The organism is Methylobacterium sp. Leaf108, assembly GCF_001423265.1.
Classification (GTDB): domain Bacteria; phylum Pseudomonadota; class Alphaproteobacteria; order Rhizobiales; family Beijerinckiaceae; genus Methylobacterium.
The window spans coordinates 1-21,066 of record NZ_LMND01000001.1; the positions used below are offsets into that span (position 1 = coordinate 1).

At 70.7% G+C, this 21,066-nt stretch carries 18 protein-coding genes; 10 read left to right on the top strand and 8 right to left on the bottom strand.

Features of this window, described 5'->3' with window-relative positions; translation table 11 throughout:
- Positions 1–58: 58 nt before the first annotated feature.
- The 7 genes from dxs (at position 59) to ASF39_RS00035 (ending at position 9,427) form a co-directional block, all read left to right on the top strand.
- On the top strand, positions 59–2,053 hold the full coding sequence (dxs, locus tag ASF39_RS00005) for a 1-deoxy-D-xylulose-5-phosphate synthase (protein WP_056280071.1): 1,995 nt from the start codon (positions 59–61) through the stop codon (positions 2,051–2,053).
- Positions 2,054–2,404: 351 nt separating this feature from the next.
- Positions 2,405–3,430 carry a hopanoid-associated sugar epimerase gene (hpnA, locus tag ASF39_RS00010; RefSeq protein ID WP_056280074.1) on the top strand — a complete coding sequence of 342 codons (1,026 nt, stop codon included), beginning with the start codon at positions 2,405–2,407 and terminating at the stop codon, positions 3,428–3,430.
- The gene (gene hpnC / locus ASF39_RS00015; protein WP_056280077.1) at positions 3,427–4,341 is read left to right on the top strand and encodes a squalene synthase HpnC; all 915 of its coding nucleotides are present in this window, start codon (positions 3,427–3,429) and stop codon (positions 4,339–4,341) included. The genes hpnA and hpnC overlap by 4 nt, the downstream gene beginning before the upstream one ends.
- On the top strand, positions 4,338–5,189 hold the full coding sequence (gene hpnD / locus ASF39_RS00020) for a presqualene diphosphate synthase HpnD (protein ID WP_056280079.1): 852 nt from the start codon (positions 4,338–4,340) through the stop codon (positions 5,187–5,189). Before hpnC ends, hpnD begins: the two co-directional genes overlap by 4 nt.
- Positions 5,190–6,464: a hydroxysqualene dehydroxylase HpnE gene (hpnE, locus tag ASF39_RS00025; RefSeq protein WP_055878547.1), complete on the top strand. Its 1,275-nt coding sequence runs from the start codon at positions 5,190–5,192 to the stop codon at positions 6,462–6,464.
- 230 nt (positions 6,465–6,694) lie between these two features.
- Positions 6,695–8,692 carry a squalene--hopene cyclase gene (gene shc / locus ASF39_RS00030; protein ID WP_055878552.1) on the top strand — a complete coding sequence of 666 codons (1,998 nt, stop codon included), beginning with the start codon at positions 6,695–6,697 and terminating at the stop codon, positions 8,690–8,692.
- A 24-nt stretch (positions 8,693–8,716) separates the two neighbouring features.
- Complete coding sequence (locus ASF39_RS00035; RefSeq protein ID WP_055878555.1) at positions 8,717–9,427, top strand: phosphorylase; 711 nt, start codon at positions 8,717–8,719, stop codon at positions 9,425–9,427.
- Positions 9,428–9,485: 58 nt separating this feature from the next.
- Here the strand turns inward: ASF39_RS00035 and ASF39_RS00040 are convergent, their stop codons facing one another.
- Positions 9,486–10,217, bottom strand: coding sequence for a superoxide dismutase (locus ASF39_RS00040; RefSeq protein ID WP_056280082.1), 732 nt, complete (start codon positions 10,215–10,217; stop codon positions 9,486–9,488).
- 203 nt (positions 10,218–10,420) lie between these two features.
- A complete protein-coding gene (locus tag ASF39_RS00045) occupies positions 10,421–11,656 on the bottom strand; it encodes a hypothetical protein (RefSeq protein ID WP_056280085.1) in 1,236 nt (411 codons plus the stop codon).
- A gap of 95 nt (positions 11,657–11,751) precedes the next feature.
- On the opposite strand from ASF39_RS00045, the gene ASF39_RS00050 reads away from it, so the two are divergent.
- The 3 genes from ASF39_RS00050 (at position 11,752) to der (ending at position 14,675) form a co-directional block, all read left to right on the top strand.
- Entirely contained in the window at positions 11,752–12,360 is a 609-nt protein-coding gene (locus ASF39_RS00050; RefSeq protein WP_055880973.1) for an NnrU family protein, read from the top strand.
- A gap of 119 nt (positions 12,361–12,479) precedes the next feature.
- Positions 12,480–13,190 carry a tetratricopeptide repeat protein gene (locus ASF39_RS00055; protein ID WP_055878565.1) on the top strand — a complete coding sequence of 237 codons (711 nt, stop codon included), beginning with the start codon at positions 12,480–12,482 and terminating at the stop codon, positions 13,188–13,190.
- Positions 13,191–13,325: 135 nt separating this feature from the next.
- A complete protein-coding gene (gene der / locus ASF39_RS00060) occupies positions 13,326–14,675 on the top strand; it encodes a ribosome biogenesis GTPase Der (protein ID WP_056280087.1) in 1,350 nt (449 codons plus the stop codon).
- A 9-nt stretch (positions 14,676–14,684) separates the two neighbouring features.
- Here the strand turns inward: der and ASF39_RS00065 are convergent, their stop codons facing one another.
- The 6 genes from ASF39_RS00065 to radA form a co-directional block, all read right to left on the bottom strand.
- Positions 14,685–15,818: a carboxylate-amine ligase gene (locus tag ASF39_RS00065; RefSeq protein WP_056280090.1), complete on the bottom strand. Its 1,134-nt coding sequence runs from the start codon at positions 15,816–15,818 to the stop codon at positions 14,685–14,687.
- 194 nt (positions 15,819–16,012) lie between these two features.
- Positions 16,013–16,423: a dihydrofolate reductase gene (locus ASF39_RS00070; protein WP_055878573.1), complete on the bottom strand. Its 411-nt coding sequence runs from the start codon at positions 16,421–16,423 to the stop codon at positions 16,013–16,015.
- A gap of 41 nt (positions 16,424–16,464) precedes the next feature.
- Entirely contained in the window at positions 16,465–17,217 is a 753-nt protein-coding gene (locus tag ASF39_RS00075; RefSeq protein WP_056280094.1) for an SDR family NAD(P)-dependent oxidoreductase, read from the bottom strand.
- Between the two features lie 7 nt (positions 17,218–17,224).
- Positions 17,225–18,715 (bottom strand): amidophosphoribosyltransferase, encoded by a 1,491-nt coding sequence (gene purF / locus ASF39_RS00080; protein WP_055878580.1) that lies wholly within the window; start codon positions 18,713–18,715, stop codon positions 17,225–17,227.
- Between the two features lie 130 nt (positions 18,716–18,845).
- Entirely contained in the window at positions 18,846–19,466 is a 621-nt protein-coding gene (locus tag ASF39_RS00085) for a CvpA family protein (RefSeq protein ID WP_056280097.1), read from the bottom strand.
- 153 nt (positions 19,467–19,619) lie between these two features.
- On the bottom strand, positions 19,620–21,047 hold the full coding sequence (radA, locus tag ASF39_RS00090) for a DNA repair protein RadA (RefSeq protein WP_056280100.1): 1,428 nt from the start codon (positions 21,045–21,047) through the stop codon (positions 19,620–19,622).
- Positions 21,048–21,066: the final 19 nt, after the last annotated feature.

Consider the following 21,066-nt stretch of genomic DNA (forward strand, 5'->3'; position numbering starts at 1 on the left):
TGGACCCCTCGCGAACGAGCGAGGGACAAGCGAACGAGCGGATAGAGCATTGGTGGCGATGGATMCCTCGATTCTGGACGGTCTTGTCGAGACGTCGTCGCTGCGGGCCCTGCCCGAGGGCGAGTTGCAGGCTGTGGCCGATGCGGTGCGGCGGGAGATGATCGACGCGGTCTCGGTGACCGGCGGGCATCTCGGCTCGGGGCTCGGCGTGGTCGAGCTGACGGTGGCGCTGCACTACGTGTTCGACACGCCCGACGACAGGATCGTGTGGGACGTCGGCCACCAGGCCTATCCGCACAAGATCCTCACCGGGCGGCGCGACCGCATGCGCACCCTGCGCCAGGGCGGCGGCCTCTCGGGCTTCACCAAGCGCTCGGAGAGCGAATACGACCCCTTCGGCGCGGCCCATTCCTCGACCTCGATCTCGGCCGCACTCGGCATGGCGGTGGCCCGCGACCTCGACGTCGCCGCGGCCAAGGCCAAGGGCGAGGCCAAGGGGGGCGAGGGTAAAGGCGATGCAGGATCGAGCGCGGACCGGCTCCCGCGACGCAACTGCGTGGCGGTGATCGGCGACGGCTCGATGTCGGCGGGCATGGCCTACGAGGCCCTCAACAACGCCGGCGCGCTGCACTCGCGCCTGATCGTCATCCTCAACGACAACGACATGTCGATCGCGCCCCCGGTCGGCGCGATGTCGGCCTATCTCGCGCGGCTCGCCTCGGGCGATACCTACCGCTCCCTGCGCGAGACCGCCAAGCAGCTCGGCAAGCTCCTGCCCAAGGGCATCTACCAGCGCGCGGCCCAGGCCGAGGAGTTCGCCCGCGGCCTGATCGTGGGCGGCGGCACCATGTTCGAGGAGATGGGCTTCCACTACGTCGGCCCCGTCGACGGGCACAACCTCGACCACCTGCTGCCGGTGCTCAAGAACGTGCGCGACTCCGAGCAGGGCCCGATCCTGCTCCATGTCGTCACCCAGAAGGGCAAGGGCTACGCCCCGGCCGAGGCCAGCGCCGACCGCTACCACGGCGTCGTCAAGTTCGACGTGATCTCCGGCGTGCAGGCCAAGGCCAAGCCCAACGCCCCGGCCTACACCCGGGTGTTCGGCGAGAGCCTGATCAAGGCGGCGGACGCCGACCCCAAGGTGGTGGCGATCACCGCCGCCATGCCCGGCGGCACCGGCATCGACCTGTTCGGCAAGGCCCACCCCGACCGGACCTTCGACGTCGGCATCGCCGAGCAGCACGCGGTGACCTTCGCCGGCGGCCTGGCGACGGAGGGCTACAGGCCGTTCGTGGCGATCTACTCGACCTTCCTGCAGCGGGCCTACGACCAGGTCGTCCACGACGTGGCGCTGCAGAACCTGCCCGTGCGGTTCTGCCTCGACCGGGCCGGGCTGGTGGGGGCCGACGGGGCGACCCACGCGGGCGCCTTCGATCTGGCCTACCTGTGCTGCCTGCCGAACATGACGGTGATGGCGGCGGCCGACGAGGCCGAGCTCGTCCACATGGTGGCGACGGCCCATGCCCACGATTCCGGGCCGATCGCGCTGCGCTATCCGCGCGGCGAGGGCGTCGGCATCGACCTGCCCGAGCGGGGACAGGCGCTGCCCATCGGCAAGGGCCGGATCGTGCGCCGGCCCGAGGGGGCGCGGGTGGCGCTGCTGTCGCTGGGCACGCGCCTGGCGGAAGCGCTCAAGGCCGCCGACCAGCTCGAGGCGGCCGGCGTCGGCGTCAGCGTGGCCGACGCCCGCTTCGCCAAGCCGCTGGACGAGGCGATGATCCTCGACCTGGCCGCGACCCACGAGGTCCTGATCACGATGGAGGAGGGGTCGGTGGGCGGCTTCGGGGCGATGGTGCTGCATCTCCTGGCCGAGAAGGGCGCCCTCGACGAGGGCCGGGTGCGGGTGCGCACCCTGACCCTGCCCGACGTCTACCAGGACCACGACACCCCCGAGCGCATGTACGCCCAGGCCGGCCTCGACACCGACGGCATCGTCAAGGCCGTCACCGGCGCCCTGCCCGAGCGGAAGTCCGGCCGCCTCCGGCTCGCCTGACCCGCGCCGCGAGATCGCGCGGGGGTGTGCCCGTGCGATCCTTGTCGGCGGCGGTTTTCGATGACATGAGGCCNGTCTACCAGGACCACGACACCCCCGAGCGCATGTACGCCCAGGCCGGCCTCGACACCGACGGCATCGTCAAGGCCGTCACCGGCGCCCTGCCCGAGCGGAAGTCCGGCCGCCTCCGGCTCGCCTGACCCGCGCCGCGAGATCGCGCGGGGGTGTGCCCGTGCGATCCTTGTCGGCGGCGGTTTTCGATGACATGAGGCCGGGCCGCGGCGGACGCGCCCCGGCGTTTTTCCTGCGGTCCCCCGGCCGCCACCGATCGTCCTGACGATTAAGAGAGACATGGCTGAGGCTGATCCATCCGCCCCCTGGGGCGTCGGTCCGGTCCTGATCACCGGCGCCAGCGGTTTCCTCGGGGCCGCCCTCGTCGACGTGTTCCGCAAGGCGGGCTTTCCCGTACGGATCATGGTGCGTTCGACGAGCCCGCGCACCAACCTCGTCTGGACCGACGTCGAAGTGGTGGAAGGCGACATGCGCGACCGGGACGCCGTCGCCGCCGCCTTGCAGGGCCAGCGCTACCTCGTCCACGCCGCGGCCGACTACCGGCTGTGGGCACCGGACATGGAGGAGATCGTCCGGACCAACCGCGACGGCACCCTCATCATGATGGAAGAGGCGTTGCGCGCCGGGATCGAGCGGATCGTCTACACCTCCAGCGTCGCCACCATCAAACCGCACGACGACGGGACGCCCGCCGACGAGAGCCGGCCGCTCACCCCGGGCACCGCCATCGGCGCCTACAAGCGCAGCAAGGTCGTGGCCGAACGCGTCGTCGAGGAGATGGCCGCCCGCAACGGCCTGCCCGTGGTCATCGTCAACCCCTCGACGCCGATCGGCCCGCGCGACGTCAAGCCGACGCCCACCGGCCGCATCATCCTGGAAGCGGCGCTGGGGCGGATGCCGGCGTTCGTCGACACCGGCCTCAACCTCGCCCACGTCGACGACGTCGCCGCCGGGCATCTCCTCGCCCTGCGCAAGGGCCGCACCGGGGAACGCTACATCCTGGGCGGCGAGAACGTGTTGCTGTCGCAGATGCTGGCCGACATCGCTGGCCTGATCGGGCGCAAGCCCCCCACCGTCAACCTGCCGCGCGCCGCGGTGTATCCGATCGCTTATCTCTCCGAGCAGATCGCGCGGGTGACCGGCAAGGCCCCCTTCGCGACGATCGACGGCATCCGGATGTCGCGCTACCGCATGTTCTTCACCGACGCCAAGGCGCGGGCCGAACTCGGCTACACCGCCCGCCCCTACCGAGAGGGCCTGTCCGACGCGATCGCGTGGTTTCGCCAGGCGGGGCTGATCCGATGAGCGCGACCCTGGACAACGCCACGCAGGCCCGCTCCGGCAAGGGCCACAAGGACGAGAACTTCCCCGTCGCCTCGCACCTGATCCATCCCAGGAATCGCGGGGCGATCCTCGCCTTCTACGATTTCGTGCGGGCGGGCGACGATGTCGCCGACCATGCCGAGCTGTCGCCCGAGCGCAAGATCGCGCTCCTCGACCGGCTCGCCGACGCCCTGACCGGCGAGGGCCCGCCCGACCCGGAGGCCGAGCCGCTGAAACGCGAACTCGCGACGCGCGGCCTGACCCCGACCCATGCCCTCGAGCTCCTCGACGCCTTCCGCTTCGATGCCCGCAAGACCCGCTACGACGACTGGGAGGACCTCATCGCCTATTGCCGGCTCTCGGCGATGCCGGTGGGGCGCTACGTCCTCGACGTCCACGGCGAGGATCCGGCCGTGGTCTGGGGACCGTCCGATGCGATCTGCGCGGCCCTCCAGATCGTCAACCACCTCCAGGATTGCGCGAAGGACTATCGCCGCAACGACCGAGTCTACCTACCCCGGGACGTGCTCGCTCGCCACGGCGTCACCGTCGAGGCCCTGGCCGCCGACAGGGCGTCTCCTGCCCTACGCGCCGTGATCCGGGAGCTGGCCGAACGGACCATGGGGCTCCTCGACGAGGGTGCGGTACTGCCCGACCTCATCGCGGACCTGCGCCTGAGCCTCGAGATCGCCGCGATCCATCGCCTGGCGGTGGTGCTCTGCCGCGGCCTGATGGAGCGCGACCCGCTCAGCGAGTCGGTACATCACGGCAAGGCCGGCTTCGCCCTCACCGCGCTCGGCGGCATCATTGCGACCCTGGCGCGGCGTCCGTTGCGAGGCCGGGTGCTTCGGGCGCAGGCGCTGCGCGTCGCCAACCAGGAGGGACGCCGATGAGCGCCACCGCCACGCCGCTGCCGGCGGACGCCGCCGAAGCCCCTGCCCTACCCGCGAAATCCTCCTCGTTCTACACCGCCATGCGGCTGCTGCCGAAGGATCGGCGCGAGGCGATGTATGCGGTCTACGCCTTCTGTCGGGCGGTGGACGACGTCGCCGACGACGGCGGGGCGGCCGAGGTCCGTGCGGCCGAACTCGACCGCTGGCGCGCCGACATCGACGACCTCTACGCCGGCCGGCCGGCGGCCCGGGTGCGCGACCTCGTGGTCCCGATCGCGCGCTACGCCTTGCGCCGCGAGGATTTCCAGGCGGTCATCGACGGCATGGCGATGGATGCCTTCGAGGATATCGTCGCCCCCGACGAGGACACCCTCGACCTCTATTGCGACCGCGTCGCCAGCGCCGTCGGCCGCCTCTCGGTCCGCATCTTCGGCCTGCCCGAGGATCTCGGCATCCGGCTGGCCCATCACGAGGGCCGGGCGCTGCAGCTCACCAACATCCTGCGCGACATCGACGAGGACGCGGAACGCGGCCGCCTCTACCTGCCGCGCGAGCGGCTGGCCGCCATCGGCCTGCCGACGCCGACGCCGCAGGCAGCGATGGCGCATCCGCGCATCGGCGAGGTCTGCGCGGCGGTGGCCGCCCAGGCCGAGGCGCATTACCGCGAGACCTGGGCGATCATCGCCAAAAGCCCGAGGGCGGCCACCAAGGCCCCCCGGCTGATGGCGGCCGCCTACCGGCTCTATCTCGACGAGCTCCTGAAGCGGGGGTGGTCGCCCCCACGCGCCCGCGTCAAGCCCGGCAAGCTCGCCCTGCTGTCCGTCGCCCTGCGCCACGGGATCGTCTGAATGGCGGGAACCGTCCATGTGGTCGGAGCGGGCCTCGCCGGGCTCTCCGCGGCGGTGTCGCTGGTGGAACGCGGCGCCCGCGTGGTGTTGCACGAGGCCGCCAAGCAGGCGGGCGGACGCTGCCGCTCGTACTACGACCCGAGCCTCGGGCTCACCCTCGACAACGGCAACCATCTCCTCCTGTCGGGCAACGCCTCGACGCTCGGCTTCATGCGCACCATCGGCGCTCCGGCCGACGCCCTGCAAGGACCGGCCGAGGCGGCCTTCGACTTCGCCGACCTCGCCACGGGCGAGCGCTGGCGCCTGCGCCCGAACCGCGGCCGGTTGCCGTGGTGGGTGATGAGCCCGTCGCGGCGGGTGCCGGGTACCCGGGCGATCGACTACCTCGCCCCCCTCGGCATCATCCGGGCGGCGGCCGGCAAGGGGCCGGGCCTCGGCGGCACCATCGGGCAGAGCATGACCTGCTCCGGCACGCTCTATGAGCGCCTGTGGCACCCGGTGCTGCTGGCCGCGCTCAACACCGAGCCGGCCGAGAGCGACAACGGCCTGGCCGCCAAGATCCTGCTCGAGACCCTGGGGGCGGGTGGCGAGGCCTGCCGGCCACTGGTGGCGGTGGCCGGCCTCTCCTACGCCTTCGTCGACCCGGCCGTGGCCCATCTCACCGCACGGGGGGGCGAGATCCGGTTCGGGCGCCGCCTGCGCGGCCTCGGTTTCGGTGCCGGGCGGATCGACAGCCTCGACTTCGGCGACGGCCCCCTCGCCCTCGGGCCGGACGATGCCGTGGTTCTGGCCCTGCCACCCTGGGTGGCCGCCGACGTCCTGCCCGGCGTCGCGAGCCCGCAGGCCTACCGATCCATCGTGAACGCCCATTTCGCGATCGTTCCTCCACCGGGATCGCCTCTTCTTCTGGGTGTGGTGAACGGACTGACGGAGTGGCTGTTTGCGTATCCGGATCGTCTATCGGTGACCATCAGCGGTGCCGATCGGCTGCTCGATACACCACGGGAAGACTTGAGTGCCCGGATCTGGGCGGAGCTCTCGACTTTGACGGGACTTGCGCCCGAAAGGCCAAGCTGGCAGATCGTCAAGGAGAAGCGGGCGACCTTCGCAGCGACGCCGGCCGAGGCCGCGCGGCGCGCAAGCGCCGTGACCGACCACAAGAACCTCGTCCTGGCGGGCGATTGGACTGCCACCGGCCTGCCATCGACGATCGAGGGGGCGATCCGCTCTGGAACCACGGCTGCGCACGCGCTCCTCGACGGAGCGCGGGCCTAGGGCATCGGACCGAAAGGCGGCTGCCGCCTTTGGGTCCGATGCCAGGACGAGAGATGGGCGCATCGTCCTGGAGCCAGATCCAGGACGGTGCGCTCGCAGAAACCTGCGCGGCGTCGGCCCATCCGGGCCGCTCGCCGCGCAGCCGAGACGTGTGATCGGTCACGGATGCGGCGGACGGGACGGTCTAGTCCCGACGCACCGTGGTCGCGGATGGTTCAAGGCGGAGATCGATGCGCGAGGCATTCAAGAAGGTCGAGACGCTGCAGCGTCCCAAGACACAGGAAATCTCTCTCTCCGACGTGGAGCGCGGCATCGTCCGGGCGACGCAAGGATTGACGGCCCTGTCGCATGCCGACGGGCACCTGTGCTTCGAGCTCGAAGCCGATGCCACGATCCCATCCGAATACATCCTGTTCCACAACTTTCGCGCCACGCCGATTCCCAACGGTCTCGGGCCGAAGATCGGCAACTACCTGCGCCGGACGCAGGGCAAGCACGGCGGCTGGTCGCTGGTCCATGAGGGGCCGTTCGACATCAGCTGCAGCGTGAAGGCGTATTTCGCCTTGAAGCTCATCGGCGACTCGATCGAGGCGCCCCACATGCGCAAGGCCCGCGAGGCCATCCTCTCGCGCGGCGGGGCGGCCAATTCCAACGTGTTCACCCGCTTCTTCCTCGCCCTCTACGGCGAGGTGCCCTGGCGTGCCATCCCGGTGATGCCGGTGGAGGTGATGCACCTGCCGCGCTGGTTCCCGTTCCACCTCGACAAGGTGTCGTACTGGGCGCGCTGCGTGATGGTGCCCCTATTCGTCCTCCAGGCCAAGAAGCCGCGCGCCCGCAACCCCCTCGGCATCGGCATCCCCGAGCTGTTCGTGACGCCGCCCGAGCACGTGCGCAACTGGCCCGGCAGCCCGCATGCGACCTGGCCGTGGACGCCGATCTTCGGCGGCATCGACCGGATCCTCCAGCTGACGGAGAACTGGTTTCCCAAGAAGCGCCGCCAGCGCGCCATCGACAAGGCGGTGGCCTGGGTGAGCGAGCGCCTCAACGGCGAGGACGGCCTCGGGGCGATCTACCCGGCCATGGTCAACTCCGTGCTGATGTACGAGGTGCTGGGCTACCCGGCCGACCATCCGCAGATGCGCATCGCCTGCGAGGCGATCGAGAAGCTGGTGGTCGACAAGGGTTACGAGGCCTACGTCCAGCCCTGCCTGTCGCCGGTGTGGGACACGGCGCTGGCGAGCCACGCGCTCCTCGAGGCCGGCGGCCCTCAGGCCGAGCATCAGGCCCGGCGCGGCCTCGACTGGCTGCGGCCCCTGCAGGTCCTCGACATCAAGGGCGACTGGGCGGCGGGCCGGCCGAACGTGCGGCCGGGCGGCTGGGCATTCCAATACGCCAACCCGCACTTCCCCGACCTCGACGACACCGCCGTGGTGGTGATGGCGATGGACCGGGCGATGCGCCAGCACGGCCTCGTCGCCGACATGCCCGACTACACCAACGCCATCGCCCGCGCGCGCGAATGGGTCGAGGGCCTGCAGTCGAGCGACGGCGGCTGGGCGGCCTTCGACGCCGACAACAACCACCACTACCTCAACCACATCCCGTTCTCGGACCACGGCGCGCTCCTCGATCCGCCCACCGCCGACGTCACGGCGCGGGTGGTCTCGATGCTGTCCCAGCTCGGCGAGACGCGCTCCAGCTCCAAGGCGCTCGACCGCGGCGTCACCTACCTCCTGGCCGACCAGGAGGACGACGGAAGCTGGTACGGCCGCTGGGGCATGAACTTCATCTACGGCACCTGGTCGGTGCTGTGCGCCCTCAACGCGGCGGGCGTCGATCCGGCCTCGCCGGAAATTCGCCGCGCCGTGGCCTGGCTCATCCGCATCCAGAACCCGGACGGCGGCTGGGGCGAGGACGCCTCGTCCTACAAGATCGATCCGGCGTTCGAGCCCGGCTATTCCACCGCCTCGCAGACCGCCTGGGCGCTGCTCGCCCTGATGGCGGTGGGCGAAGCCGACGACCCGGCGGTGACCCGCGGCATCAATTACCTGACCCGGACGCAGGGGGCCGACGGCTTCTGGGCCGAGGAGCGCTACACCGCCACCGGGTTCCCGCGGGTGTTCTACCTGCGCTACCACGGCTACCCGAAGTTCTTCCCGCTCTGGGCGATGGCGCGGTTCCGCAACCTCAAGCAGAGCAACACCCGCCAGGTGGCCTTCGGGATGTAGGCCGGTCCGGCGGAGCGCATCGCCATGTCGGCAGGGACCGAACGGTCCGTCCTCGCCGTGGTCGGCCTCTCCAAGGAGGCGCGCCTCGCGGCCGGTCCGGGGGTCGTCGTGGTGGGTGCCGGCGGCGATCCGCACCGCCTGCGCGCGGCACTCGCTCACCAGGCCCCCGGCGCCGTCCGCGCCGTGATCAGCTTCGGCATCGCCGGCGGTCTCGACCCGGCGCTCCTCCCCGGCGATGTCGTGGTGGCGACCGGCGTCCGGTCGGACGGCGAACGGTGGGACGCCGATCCCGGCATCGTCGCTTGCCTGAGAGACCGTCTGGAGCGCAGCGGACTGAGGATCACCGCGGCCGACCTCGCCGGGGTCGACGCCGCGGTCCTCGCCGTCGCAGATAAATCGGCGTTGCGCGGCCGGACCGGCGCGGCGGCGGTCGACATGGAATCGCATGTGGCGGCCGGCTTCGCGCGGGCGCACGGCCTGCCCTTCGCGGCGCTGCGCGTGGTCTGCGACCCGGCCGACCGGGCCCTGCCGGCCTTCGTGGCGAGCGCCCTCAAGCCAAACGGCGATCCCGACATCCTCGCCGTGCTACGCGCCCTCGTCCGTCGCCGGGCGAGCCCCGGCGACCTGATGAGGCTCGCCAGGGACTCGGGCGCCGCCTTCCGGAGTCTACGCCGCGCACGCGCCTGCCTGGGAGATGGGCTCGGCGTGCCGTCGTCCGCAGGCCCGAGGGCCTGACGGCTCGGGCTCCCCGGGCCGGAGACGAGCCTCCGGCCAGGGGACGAACGGCGAAGCCTCAGATCGCCAGCGTGCCGGCCTTGGCGGCCGCGTAGCGGTCGCTCACCTTCGACCAGTCGACCACGTTCCACCACGCCTTGAGGTAGTCGGCGCGGCGGTTACGGTAGGTCAGGTAGTAGGCGTGCTCCCAGACGTCGTTGCCGAACACCACCGGGGTGCCGTCCATCAGCGGCGAATCCTGGTTGGGGCGGCTGGTGAGGGCGAGCTTGCCGTCCTTGCCGAGCACCACGAACACCCAGCCGGAGCCGAACAGCTTGGTGCCGGCGGTGTTGAAATCGGTCTGCAGCTTGGCGAAGCCGCCCAGATCCTTGTCGATGGCCGCCTTGAGGTCGCCGGTGGGTTCGCCACCCTTGCCGCCCATGATCGTCCAGAACATCGTGTGGTTGGCGTGTCCGCCGCCGCTGTTGCGGATGGTCCCGCGCACCGCCTCGGGCAGCGACGACAGGTTGGCGAGCATCTCCGGCAACGGCTTCTTGGCGAGGTCCGGCTTGTCGGCCAGCGCCGTGTTCAGGTTCGTCACGAACGCGGCGTGATGCTTGCCGTGGTGCAGCTGCATCGTCTCGGCGTCGATGGTCGGGGCGTTGCGGTCGGCCGGATAGGGCAGCGGTGCGAGGGTGAAGGGACCCGACGGAGCCGGGGCCGGCGCTCCTTGCGCGACGCTCGCCTGCGCGCGAAGGGCGATGAGGCCTCCGCCGATGGCGGCCAGGGTGGTGCGACGGTTGAGGTTCATGGTGGCGTTCTCCCGTTGTCCGGAGCGATGGGTGCGAGCACCGTCATCGACACGACGGCTACGCTAGCGCTTGCGCGATGGTTTCAACCATAGCCGACTTGGACTCTGCGTCACCTTCGCCGGAACGGGCTCGGCCCATCGAAGGCCGTCGGGACGGATCGTCCGCTGGCGGCGCGCGAGCACTCTCGATTCGGCCGGCGACCCTACGGCCAGACCTTGATCGACAGGCGCTGGCTGAGGAGATCGCGGTCGGAGGTGACGGTGCAGCCCTCGGTCCTCAGAGTCACATAGGTGAGGAGCGCGGCGTCTCCGGCGTCGTCGAAGTTGCGGCCCTCGGCGGCCGGGTCGAGGAGCGATGGATAGGCGATGAGGCGTCCCGACGCGGTGCAGGCATCGTCGTAGAGGGTGGCACCCGCCATCAGCAACCGCGGCTGGTCCCAGGCCAGGAGATCGCGCGAGCTCGTCCAGTAGAAGCCGGATCGCGGGAAGACCGCACTCGCCTTGGCCATGAAGACGGCGATCCACGCCCCCGTAGCCCGGTGCCGCACCACCGCGCCGACCGGGGTCGGAAAGGGTGCGACCGGCTTGCAGGCATCCGGTCCCGGCCGGGCCTTGCCGTAGGGGCCGGGGAAGCGGGCCTCGAACCCGATTCCGGTCCAGGCGCGCCAGCGGGCCGGATCGGAGGGGTCGTCGCTGCGGAACAGGCAGACGCCGGCCTCCTGCGTCCGGCCGGGCTGCGACCAGCCGGTGGTCGAGGCGAAGACGTAGCGCCAGCGCCCGTCCGCGACGATGTTCGAAGGGTTGAAGAACCCGCGATGCCGGTCCTGGTCGACCTCCTGCGCGAAGGGCGCTGCGGCCACCACCACCGGCGGCGTGGCGCGCCGGATGGTGCGACCGCCGTCCGTGGAGGAGGCCGCCACGATGCTGTTGTACCAGCACGCGAGATAGGCCGGCAGCCGGCAGCGCCCGGCGTGGGTGTTCGCCTGATATTCGTGGTGGAGCAGCGCCGCCACCGCCGTTCCGTCCTCGGTCCAGGTGGCGGTGACCCAGGAGCGGTCGTCGTAGCGGGCCGGATCGGCGTCACCCGCCGAATCGAGGACGACGGCGCAATCGAGTTTCAGCCGGTCGAAGTCGGGGCCGCGCAGGGCGCGGTTGCGATAGTGCATGCCGAATAGCACGACCGTGCCGGCGGCATCGCGAAAGGCGCGGGCCGAGGCGTCGGGCACGTCGACCCCGTCGCAGGCGTCGCGCGTCGCGCGGAACAGGGGCTTGGGTGCGCCGATCAGGGTGAGGGCCGACAGCGGCGGGTCGCCCCTTGCCCATCCGGCATCGGGCCAGACGAGGTTTGCCAGGGCCACGACGAGGGCCGCGACGAGGGCCGCGACGATCCTCGGGGAACGACGAGCGCGCGCGGACGATCGGGGAAGCGGGCGCGTCATTCTTGACCTGGAGCGGTTCCAGCCTGGACTTGCGCCCGAGTTTGCGGTCTGAACCCTTAACCTTCCGATTGGCCGACCACCGCCCCGAGACCTCCATGACCTTCCTGATCCTCGGCCTCGTGCTGTTCCTGGGCACCCACGCCTTCACCATGCTGCGCTCCAAGCGCGCCAAGGTCATCGGCGAGGTCGGGGAGACCCGCTACAAGCTCGGGTACATGGTGCTGTCGCTGCTGGGCCTGGTGCTCGTCGGCTACGGTTTCGGCGTGTACCGGCAGGAGGGCATGATCCAGGTCTGGAACCCGCCTGTGTTCACCCGCCACCTCGCGCTGGTCCTCAACCTCCTGGCCTTCATCGCCCTCGCTTCGGCCTACCTGCCCGGCCACATCCGCGCCAAGGCCAAGCACCCGATGCTGCTGGCCGTGAAGATCTGGGCGACCGCCCATCTCCTCGCCAACGGCGACCTCGGCGGCATGCTCCTGTTCGGGGCCTTCCTCGCCTGGGCGGTGATCGCCCGCATCAGCGCCAAGCGCCGGGCCCGCAACCCCGCCGAGGCGGTGGCCCAGCACGGCGGCGCGGTGGCGGCACCGGCCGGCTGGCGCAACGATGCTATCGCCGTGGCGGTGGGCCTCGTGACCTGGTTCGTCTTCGCGAAGTACCTGCATCCGCTGCTCATCGGCGTCGCGGCCTGGCCGGGGATGGCCTGAGCGCGGCCGGCGTCGCGTCTGTCGCCAAGCCGCCCATGGTGTGCTAGGCGCAGGCCCCGACCATCGTGAGGTCGCCCGCCGCGGATGCCGCGGCAGGAGCTGACCTGTTATGAGACGACATGGCTGAGAACAACGAGTTCATCCGCGAGGTCAACGAGGACTATCGCCGCGATCAGGTCGCCGAGATCTGGCGCCGCTACAGTGCGCTGATCATCGCCCTGGCGGTGCTGGTGGTGGCCGGCGTCGGCGGCTGGCGCTACTGGCAGTCCGAGCAGCGGAGCCGGGCCGAGACGGCATCGGAATCGTTCGAGACCGCCAACCGGCTGGTGCGCGACGGCAAGGCCGAGGAGGCCGACAAGGCCTTCGCCGCGATCGAATCCCAGGCGCCGGCCGGCTATGCCCTGCTTGCACGCTTCCGCTCCGCCACCGAGACCGCCAAGCGCGACCAGGCCGCGGGTGCCGCCGAATACGAGGCGCTGGGCGCCGACGCCAAGCTGAGCAACGGGCTGCGCGACCTCGCACGCCTGCGGGCGGCCCTGATCCGCCTCGACCTGCCCAACCCCGATCCGGCGCTCGCCAGCCTGCAGGGATTGGCCGCCCCCACCGGCGCGTTCCGGCACACCGCCCGCGAGATGCTGGGCCTGTCCGCGCTCAAGCGCGGCGATTACGACGGGGCCGGCCGCTGGTTCGACCAGATCAGCGCCGATCCGCAGACGCCGCAGAACCTGCGCCAGCGCATCGAAGTCTATTCCGCCCTGGTGGCCGGCGGTCCGGTGACGGTGACCGAGGCGGTCCCGGCGCCGGCGGCCCCTCTCCCCGCGACGCGCTAGGGCACTCCGCCTCTCCCTTGAGCCGATTGGCAAAATCGGTTTACCTGCTCCGTCGGCGGTCGAGAACCGGTCGGTCCCGCACCGGCCGTTTTCGCGTTTCCCGACCGACCGCCCCAACCTGAACTGGCCCACCCCATGGATATGCCGACCGTCGCGATCATCGGACGGCCGAACGTCGGCAAGTCGACGCTGTTCAACCGGCTCGTCGGCAAGAAGCTCGCCCTCGTCGACGACCGGCCCGGCGTCACCCGCGACCGGCGCGAGGGCGACGTGAACTTCGGCGGCCTCGTGTTCCGGGTCATCGACACGGCCGGGCTCGAGGATGCGGATGCGGGCACGCTGCTCGGGCGCATGCGCGCCCAGACCGAGGCGGCGATCATGGAGGCGGACGTCGTCCTCTTCGTGATCGATTCCCGCGCGGGCGTGCTGCCCGCCGACCAGCCCTTCGCCGAACTCGTGCGCCGGGCCGGCTGCCCGGTCATCCTCATCGCCAACAAGGCGGAGGGCGGCGCCGGGCTCGGGGGCGCCTACGAGGCGTTCTCGCTGGGGCTCGGCGACCCGATCCCGTTCTCGGCCGAACACGGCGAAGGCATCGGCGAATTGCACGACGCCCTCATCGCCGCCCTCCCCGAACAGGACGAGGACTATGACGAGGAGGGATCGGAGAAGTCGCTCAAGGTCGCCATCGTCGGCCGGCCCAACGCCGGCAAGTCGACCCTCATCAACACCATGCTCGGTGAAGACCGGCTTCTGGTGGGGCCCGAGGCCGGCATCACCCGCGATTCGATCTCGCTGGACTGGGACTGGCGCGGCCGCCGGATCAAGCTCCACGACACCGCCGGGATGCGCCGGCGCGCCCGCATCGACGACAAGCTCGAGAAGCTCGCGGTCTCCGACGGCCTGCGTGCGGTGCGGTTCGCCGAGGTGGTGGTGGTGCTCCTGGACGCCACCATCCCGTTCGAGAAGCAGGACCTCACCATCGTCGACCTCGTCGAGAGCGAGGGCCGCTCCCTCGTCATCGGCCTCAACAAGTGGGATCTGGTGGCAGACCAGAACGGCCTGTTGAAGACCCTGCGCGAGGATTGCACCCGGCTGCTGCCGCAGGTGCGCGGCGTCTCCGTCATCCCGCTGTCGGGCCTCGCCGGCCAGGGCATCGACAAGCTGATGCAGGCGGTGGTGGACGCCGCCGATGTGTGGAGCCGGCGCATCTCGACCTCGCGGATCAACGACTGGCTCAACGAGGCGACCCAGCGAAACCCGCCCCCGGCCGTGGCGAGCCGGCGCATCAAGATCCGCTACGCCACCCAGGTGAAGGCGCGCCCGCCGCATTTCGCCCTGTTCGGCAACCAGCTCGACGGCCTGCCGAAATCCTACACCCGCTACCTCGTCAACAACTTGCGCGAGGCGTTCGACCTGCCCGGCACCCCGATCCGCCTGTCGCTACGGACGTCGAAGAACCCGTTCGACAAGGAGAACAAGGGCTAGACGGGCGGCTCAGGCGGCGGTCGCACCGGCCGTCGTCTTCGCCAGCCAGTCCACTACGGCGTCGAGGGCCTGCCGGTCGCTGCGGTCGCCCTTTCGGGCCGCCTCGAACACGCCGATCTGGTTCTCGGCGCTGGTGCCCTCGGTCAGGATCGCGCGGGTCCTTTCGATCTCCGGGCCGCAGCCCAAGGCGTCGGCGTCCGCATCGACGAGGGCGAGGACGCGGTCCAGGGCCTCGGCGAAGGGTAGGGCGTCCTCGCTCGCCTCGTCGATCAATTCGGCGTCGGTGCCGCTGCGCTGGGCCCGCCACAGGTTCTCCTCCGCCAGCGCCCGCGAGACCCCGTCGAGGGAGTCGTTGAGGTCGGGCCGGCGGATTACGAGGCGCACGAGGCAACGGAACAGGGCGGCGATGGCCAGCGCGTCCTCCAGCCGCGTGCAGGAATCGGCGATGCGCAGTTCCAGGGTCGGGAACTTGATCGAGGGGCGCAGGGACCACCACAGGAAGCTTGCGTCCGCGATCGACCCGGCCGCGGTCATGATGCGCAGATAGCGTTCGTAATCCTGCGGGGACCCGATCAGCGGCGGCAGCCCGGTGCGGGGCAACTCGCCGAAGGCGCTCAGGCGATAGGCGGTCAGCCCCGTCGGGGCCCCTTGCCAGAACGGCGAGGAGGCCGACAGCGCCAGCAACAGGGGCTGGAACGGCAGCAGCCGGTTCATGAGGTCGATGCGCGCCTTCGGGTCGGGCACCTCGACATGGACATGCATGCCGCAGATCAGGCTGCGCCGCCCGGCGAGCCCGACATCGCGCAGGATGCCGCGGTAGCGGTCGCCCTTCGTGGGCACCTGCCGCGCCCATTCGGCGACCGGGTGCGTGCCGGCGGCAAAGACCAGAAGGTCGTGCCTGCCAGCGAGGGCGGCGAGTGCGGAGCGCCGGCCGGCCAGGATCTCGCGTGCCTCTCCGAAATCCGTGGACGGCGGCGTGCAGACCTCGATCTGGCTCTGCAGCAGCTCCTGCCCGATCTCGGGCAGCCTGTCGCCGGCCTCCTCATGGAAGGCCGTCACCGACCGGCGCGGGGTGCCGCGGGTCTCGGCATCGGCCAGGAAATATTCCTCCTCGATGCCGAAGCGATAGCTGTGTGCGGTCATGGGGAACCTTCGCGTATGGCCTGAGCGTCAACTCGGGACGATGGCCATCGTGCCGCGCGGCACCGAAACCCAATTCAGTCGGACTGGCTCATGCAAAATCCGTTCGATTGCTTCGCAATGCGGATTTCGGCTTCGCTCAGGCGCCGCATGGGCTTGCCGATACGGTCACCGCTTTCATCAAGCGGCAGACCGCATCAGCCCTCCCGCAACGCCCCGCCCACCAGCCAGGCCGGGTCGAACCAGCGGTCGGCCTCGCCGTCGTACGGCAGGCGCGTGACGTCCCAGTGCTGGATGTAGCGCGCGTAGACGTTCCAGACCGCGATGCCGCCGCCCACGAAGATGCGCCGGCCGGGATAGCGGGCCAGCACCGCCTCGGGGTCTTCGTGGCTGCGGATCACGTCGATGGTGCGATCCTGAAAGGCGAAGGCCGGCACCGACGCGATGGTCTTGGGGCCGGCGATCAGCACATGGCCCATGGTGAGGGCGAAGAACCGCGTCACGTCCTCGACGAACAGCGGGTCGGTGTTGCCCTCCCAGGGCAACTGCCCGTTCAGGCCGAGCTGGCCCCGCAACCCGATGGCACAGATGCAGCGGACGTCGATCATCGTGGGGACCTGGCTAGCCTGTCGTCGTGGAACACCACCGGTCAGGCCGGCGGCTGGAACGCCACGACACGGTCGGTGGGAAAGTCGTAGATCTTGCCGGAGTCCGACCAATCGGGCCGCGCCAGCCGCACGAAGGCCGGGGCGAGGTCGTCGGGCGTCTTGAGGGTGGCGGCATCCTCGCCCGGCATCGCGGCCTTGCGCATGGCCGTGCGCAGGGGGCCGGGATTGAGGAGCATGGCCCGCACCGGCGTCGTCTCGGTCTCGGCGGCGTAGGTCCGCACCAGGGCGTCGAGGGCGGCCTTCGACACGGCATAAGCCCCCCAATAGGCGCGGCACTTGTGGGCCGCGCCGGAGGTCACGAACACCGCCCGCCCGGCATCGGAGGCCCGCAACAGGGGATCGAGCGAGCGGAGCAGGCGCCAGTTGGCCGTCACGTTGATGGCCATCACCTGGTCCCAGGCCTTGGGCGTCACATGGCCCAGCGGCGTCAGGTTGCCGAGGATGCCGGCGTTGCCGACCAGGATGTCGAGGCGCCGCCAGCGCTCGTAGATCGCCGCGCCCAGGCGGTCGATGCCGTCGTAATCGGTGAGGTCGAGCGGCACCAGGGTGGCGCTCGATCCCGCCGCCGTCACGGCGTCGTCGAGCTCCTCGAGGCCGCCATGCGTACGCGCCACGGCGACGACATGCGCGCCGGCCTGCGCCAGGGCCAGGGCCGCCGCACGGCCGATGCCGCGGGAGGCACCGGTGACGACGGCGACGCGGCCGGAGAGCGGCTTGTCGGAGGACGCGGTCATGGGGATCTCAATCGGCTTCGGCGAGCATGGCCAGGCGCCGCGGCCCGGCTACCGCCAGATCGGTCAGGGCGGTGGGATAGTCGCCGGTGAAGCAATGGTCGGTGTACTGCGGACAGGCGGGGTCGCGCGCCTCCTCCCCCATCGCCCGGTAGAGTCCGGCGATGGACAGGAAGGCCAGCGAATCGGCACCGATGTAGCGGCGCATGCCCTCGAGGTCGTGGGTGGCGGCGAGCAGCTTCTCGCGCTCGGGCGTGTCGATGCCGTAGAAGTCGGGGTAGGTGATCGGCGGCGAGGCGATGCGGAAATGCACCTCGCGGGCGCCGGCCTCGCGCATCATGCGCACGATCTTCACCGAGGTGGTCCCGCGCACGAGGCTGTCGTCGACGAGCACGATGCTCTTGCCCTCGACGGCGGCCCGGTTGGCCGAGTGCTTCATGCGCACGCCGAGCTCTCGCACCGACTGGGTCGGCTGGATGAAGGTCCGTCCGACGTAGTGGTTGCGGATGATGCCCATCTCGTAGGGCAGGCCGGTCTCCTGCGCGAAGCCCAGCGCCGCCGGCACGCCGGAATCCGGCACCGGGATGACGATGTCGGCATCCGCCGGCGACTCGCGGGCGAGTTCGACGCCGATGTTCTTGCGCACCGCGTAGACGCTCTTGCCGTTCACGACGGAATCGGGCCGCGCAAAATAGATGTACTCGAAGATGCACGGGCGCATCGGCTGGGGCGGAGCGAACCGGATCGACTCGATCCCCTCTTCGGAGATCACCACGATCTCGCCGTTCTCGATGTCGCGGATGAACTTGGCGCCGATGATGTCCAGCGCGCAGGTCTCGGAGGCGAGGATATAGCGGCCGTCGAGTTCGCCGAGCACCAGCGGACGGATGCCGAGGGGGTCGCGGGCACCGATGAGCTTCTTGTTGGTCAGCGCCACGATGGCATAGGCGCCTTCGATCCGACGCAGAGCCTCGGTGAAGCGCTCGACGATGCGCGGGGCGCGCGAGCGCGCGGCCAGATGCAGGATCACCTCGGTGTCGGAGGTCGACTGGGTGATGGCGCCCTCGCGGACCAGGTCGCGGCGGATGGTGAGGGCGTTGGTGAGGTTGCCGTTGTGCGCCACAGCCAGGCCGCCGCTGGCGAGTTCGGCGAAGAGCGGCTGCACGTTTCTGAGGATCGTGCCCCCTGTCGTCGAATAGCGGACGTGGCCGATGGCGGCCGAGCCCTCCAGGTGCTCGATGGTCGAGCGGTCTGAGAACGAGTCGCCGACGAGGCCGGGGCGCCGCTCGGAATGGAACACCGCCCCATCGAAGGAGACGATGCCCGCCGCCTCCTGGCCCCGGTGCTGCAGGGCATGCAGCCCCAGCGCCACGATGGCCGAGGCGTCCGGGTGCCCGAAGATGCCGAAGACGCCGCATTCCTCGCGCAGCGTGTCGCCGTCGCGGTCCATCCCGTCCACCGTCCGGTGGGAGGAACGGGAAGTGGCTGATCGATCGGACATGCTGTTGCCGTTTCCCCGTCGGCCGCGCGGCTCACCAGGACAGGCGGCCGGGCGCAGCCTCAAGACCTTGCGTCACGAAACCGTTATGTCGTCGATCGGTAGGGCGCAACCAAGCCCGGTTTCTTGCAGGTCAGCGTCGCGTCGCGGGCGCGGCTTGAGCCGGCTTCTCGGCATCGCTGCGGCGCTGGACCGGCGCCTCGCCCTCCGCAGCCGCATCGGCCGGCTCGGTCGCCCCATCGGCCTTGGGCTTCTTGAACTGCTTGAGGATCCCCTCCGGATTCTCCGGCAATTGCGCCACCAGCGCGTCGCCGGACCTCTCGAGGAGGGGGCGGCTCTTGGCGGTGGCGGCCCAGTCCGGCATCTTGCCCTGCACCAGCCAGGCCAGGAACACCCAGCCGATCACGCAGATCAGGAAGCCGCGGCCGGCGCCGAAGATCAGCCCCAGCGAGCGGTCGACCGCGCCGATCCGCGAATCGAGGATCATGTCCGAGATCTTCACGGTGATGATCGAGACGACGATCAGGGTGCCGAGGAAGATCGCGGCGATGGAGGCGACGAGGGCCACCGTGGCGTTGGTGACGTGCTGGCCGACCATCGGCAGGACGAGGGGGTAGAACTTCCAGGCCACGGCCGCCGCGGCGACCCAGGCGATGATCGCCAGGACCTCACGGGTGGCCCCCCGCACGGCCGCGAGGAGGGCGGAGATCGCGACGATCCCCAGAACGGCGAGGTCCAGAATGGAAAACGGCATCGACGACGCTGGTCACAAGGGGGCAGAGCGGCGACGATCGATGGCGTTGCGGCTGCCCCGTGCCGCGCCGACTGTATACCGTGCCGGATCAGGCCCGTCACCCTCCGCCGCGAAACGCAGGCGGGAGGGTCGTGGCCGAACGGTCGCGAAGGTTCAGTCGTCGTCGTACTCGTCCCGCCCACGCCCGCCCTTGCCGCGCCCAGGCGCTCCGCTGGCGATGCCGGCGACGAGGTCGGCGATATGGCGCAGGGCCTCGGTCTGGAGGGCACCGTCGCCGCCCTCCCCCCGGTTCTGCGGTGTCACGGCCTTGGCGAACCCGAGTTTCACCGCCTCCTTGATCCGGGCCGGCGCCTGCGCCACGGGGCGGATCGCCCCGGACAATCCGATTTCGCCGAAGTAGACGGTCTCCGGCGGGAGAGCGGCGCCCGACAGCGACGAGACCAGGGCCGCGGCGACCGCGAGGTCGGCCGCCGGCTCGGTGATGCGCAGGCCGCCGGCGACGTTGAGGTAGACGTCGTGGGTGCCGAGGCGGATGCCGCCGTGGGCCTCGAGCACCGCCAGCACCATCGACAGGCGGTTGGGGTCCCATCCCACCACGGCGCGGCGCGGCGTGCCGAGGGAGGACGGGGCGACGAGCGCCTGGATCTCCACGAGCAGCGGCCGCGTCCCCTCCATTCCGGCAAAGACCGCCGTACCCGGCGCGGCATGGTCGCGCCCGGCCAGGAACAGGGCGGAGGGGTTGGGCACCTCGGCCAACCCCATGTCGGTCATCTCGAACACCCCGATCTCGTCGGTGGGGCCGAACCGGTTCTTGACGGCGCGCAGGATGCGGAAATGATGGCCCTGGTCGCCCTCGAAGGACGCGACGCAATCGACCATGTGCTCGACCACGCGCGGGCCGGCGATCTGGCCGTCCTTAGTGACGTGGCCCACCAGGATCACCGCCGTGCCCGTGGTCTTGGCGAAGCGGATCAGGCTCTGGGCCGAGCCGCGCACCTGCGTGACCGTGCCGGGCGCCGATTCCACCGTCTCGGTCCACATGGTCTGGATCGAATCGATGATGGCGAGCGCCGGCGGGCGCCCCTGCGACAGGGTCTCGACGATGTCCTCGACGTTGGTCTCGGCGGCCAGCTCCACCGGCCGGCCGGCGAGGCCCAGGCGCTCCGCCCGCAGGCGCACCTGCGCCACCGCCTCCTCGCCGGAGATGTAGACGACGCGTTCGCCGGTGCCGGCCATGGCGGCGGTGGCCTGCATCAGGAGCGTCGACTTGCCGATGCCGGGATCGCCGCCGAGCAGGATCACCGAGCCGCGCACGAAGCCGCCTCCGGTGACCCGGTCGAGCTCGGCGATGCCGGAGGGGATGCGCGGCGCCTGCTTGGCCTCGCCGGTCAGCCCTTCGAGGGGAAACACCCGGCCGCGTGCCCGGCCCGGACGCGTCGCCACCGGGCCGGCCTGCGGGCCGCTCGCCCCCGTCTCCTCGGCGATGCAGTTCCAGCCGTTGCAGGCCTCGCAGCGCCCGCGCCAGCGGTTGTAGACCGCCCCGCAGGACTGGCAGACGAAGGTCTGGTGGATCTTGGCCATTCTGCTTCCGGGTCGGGCG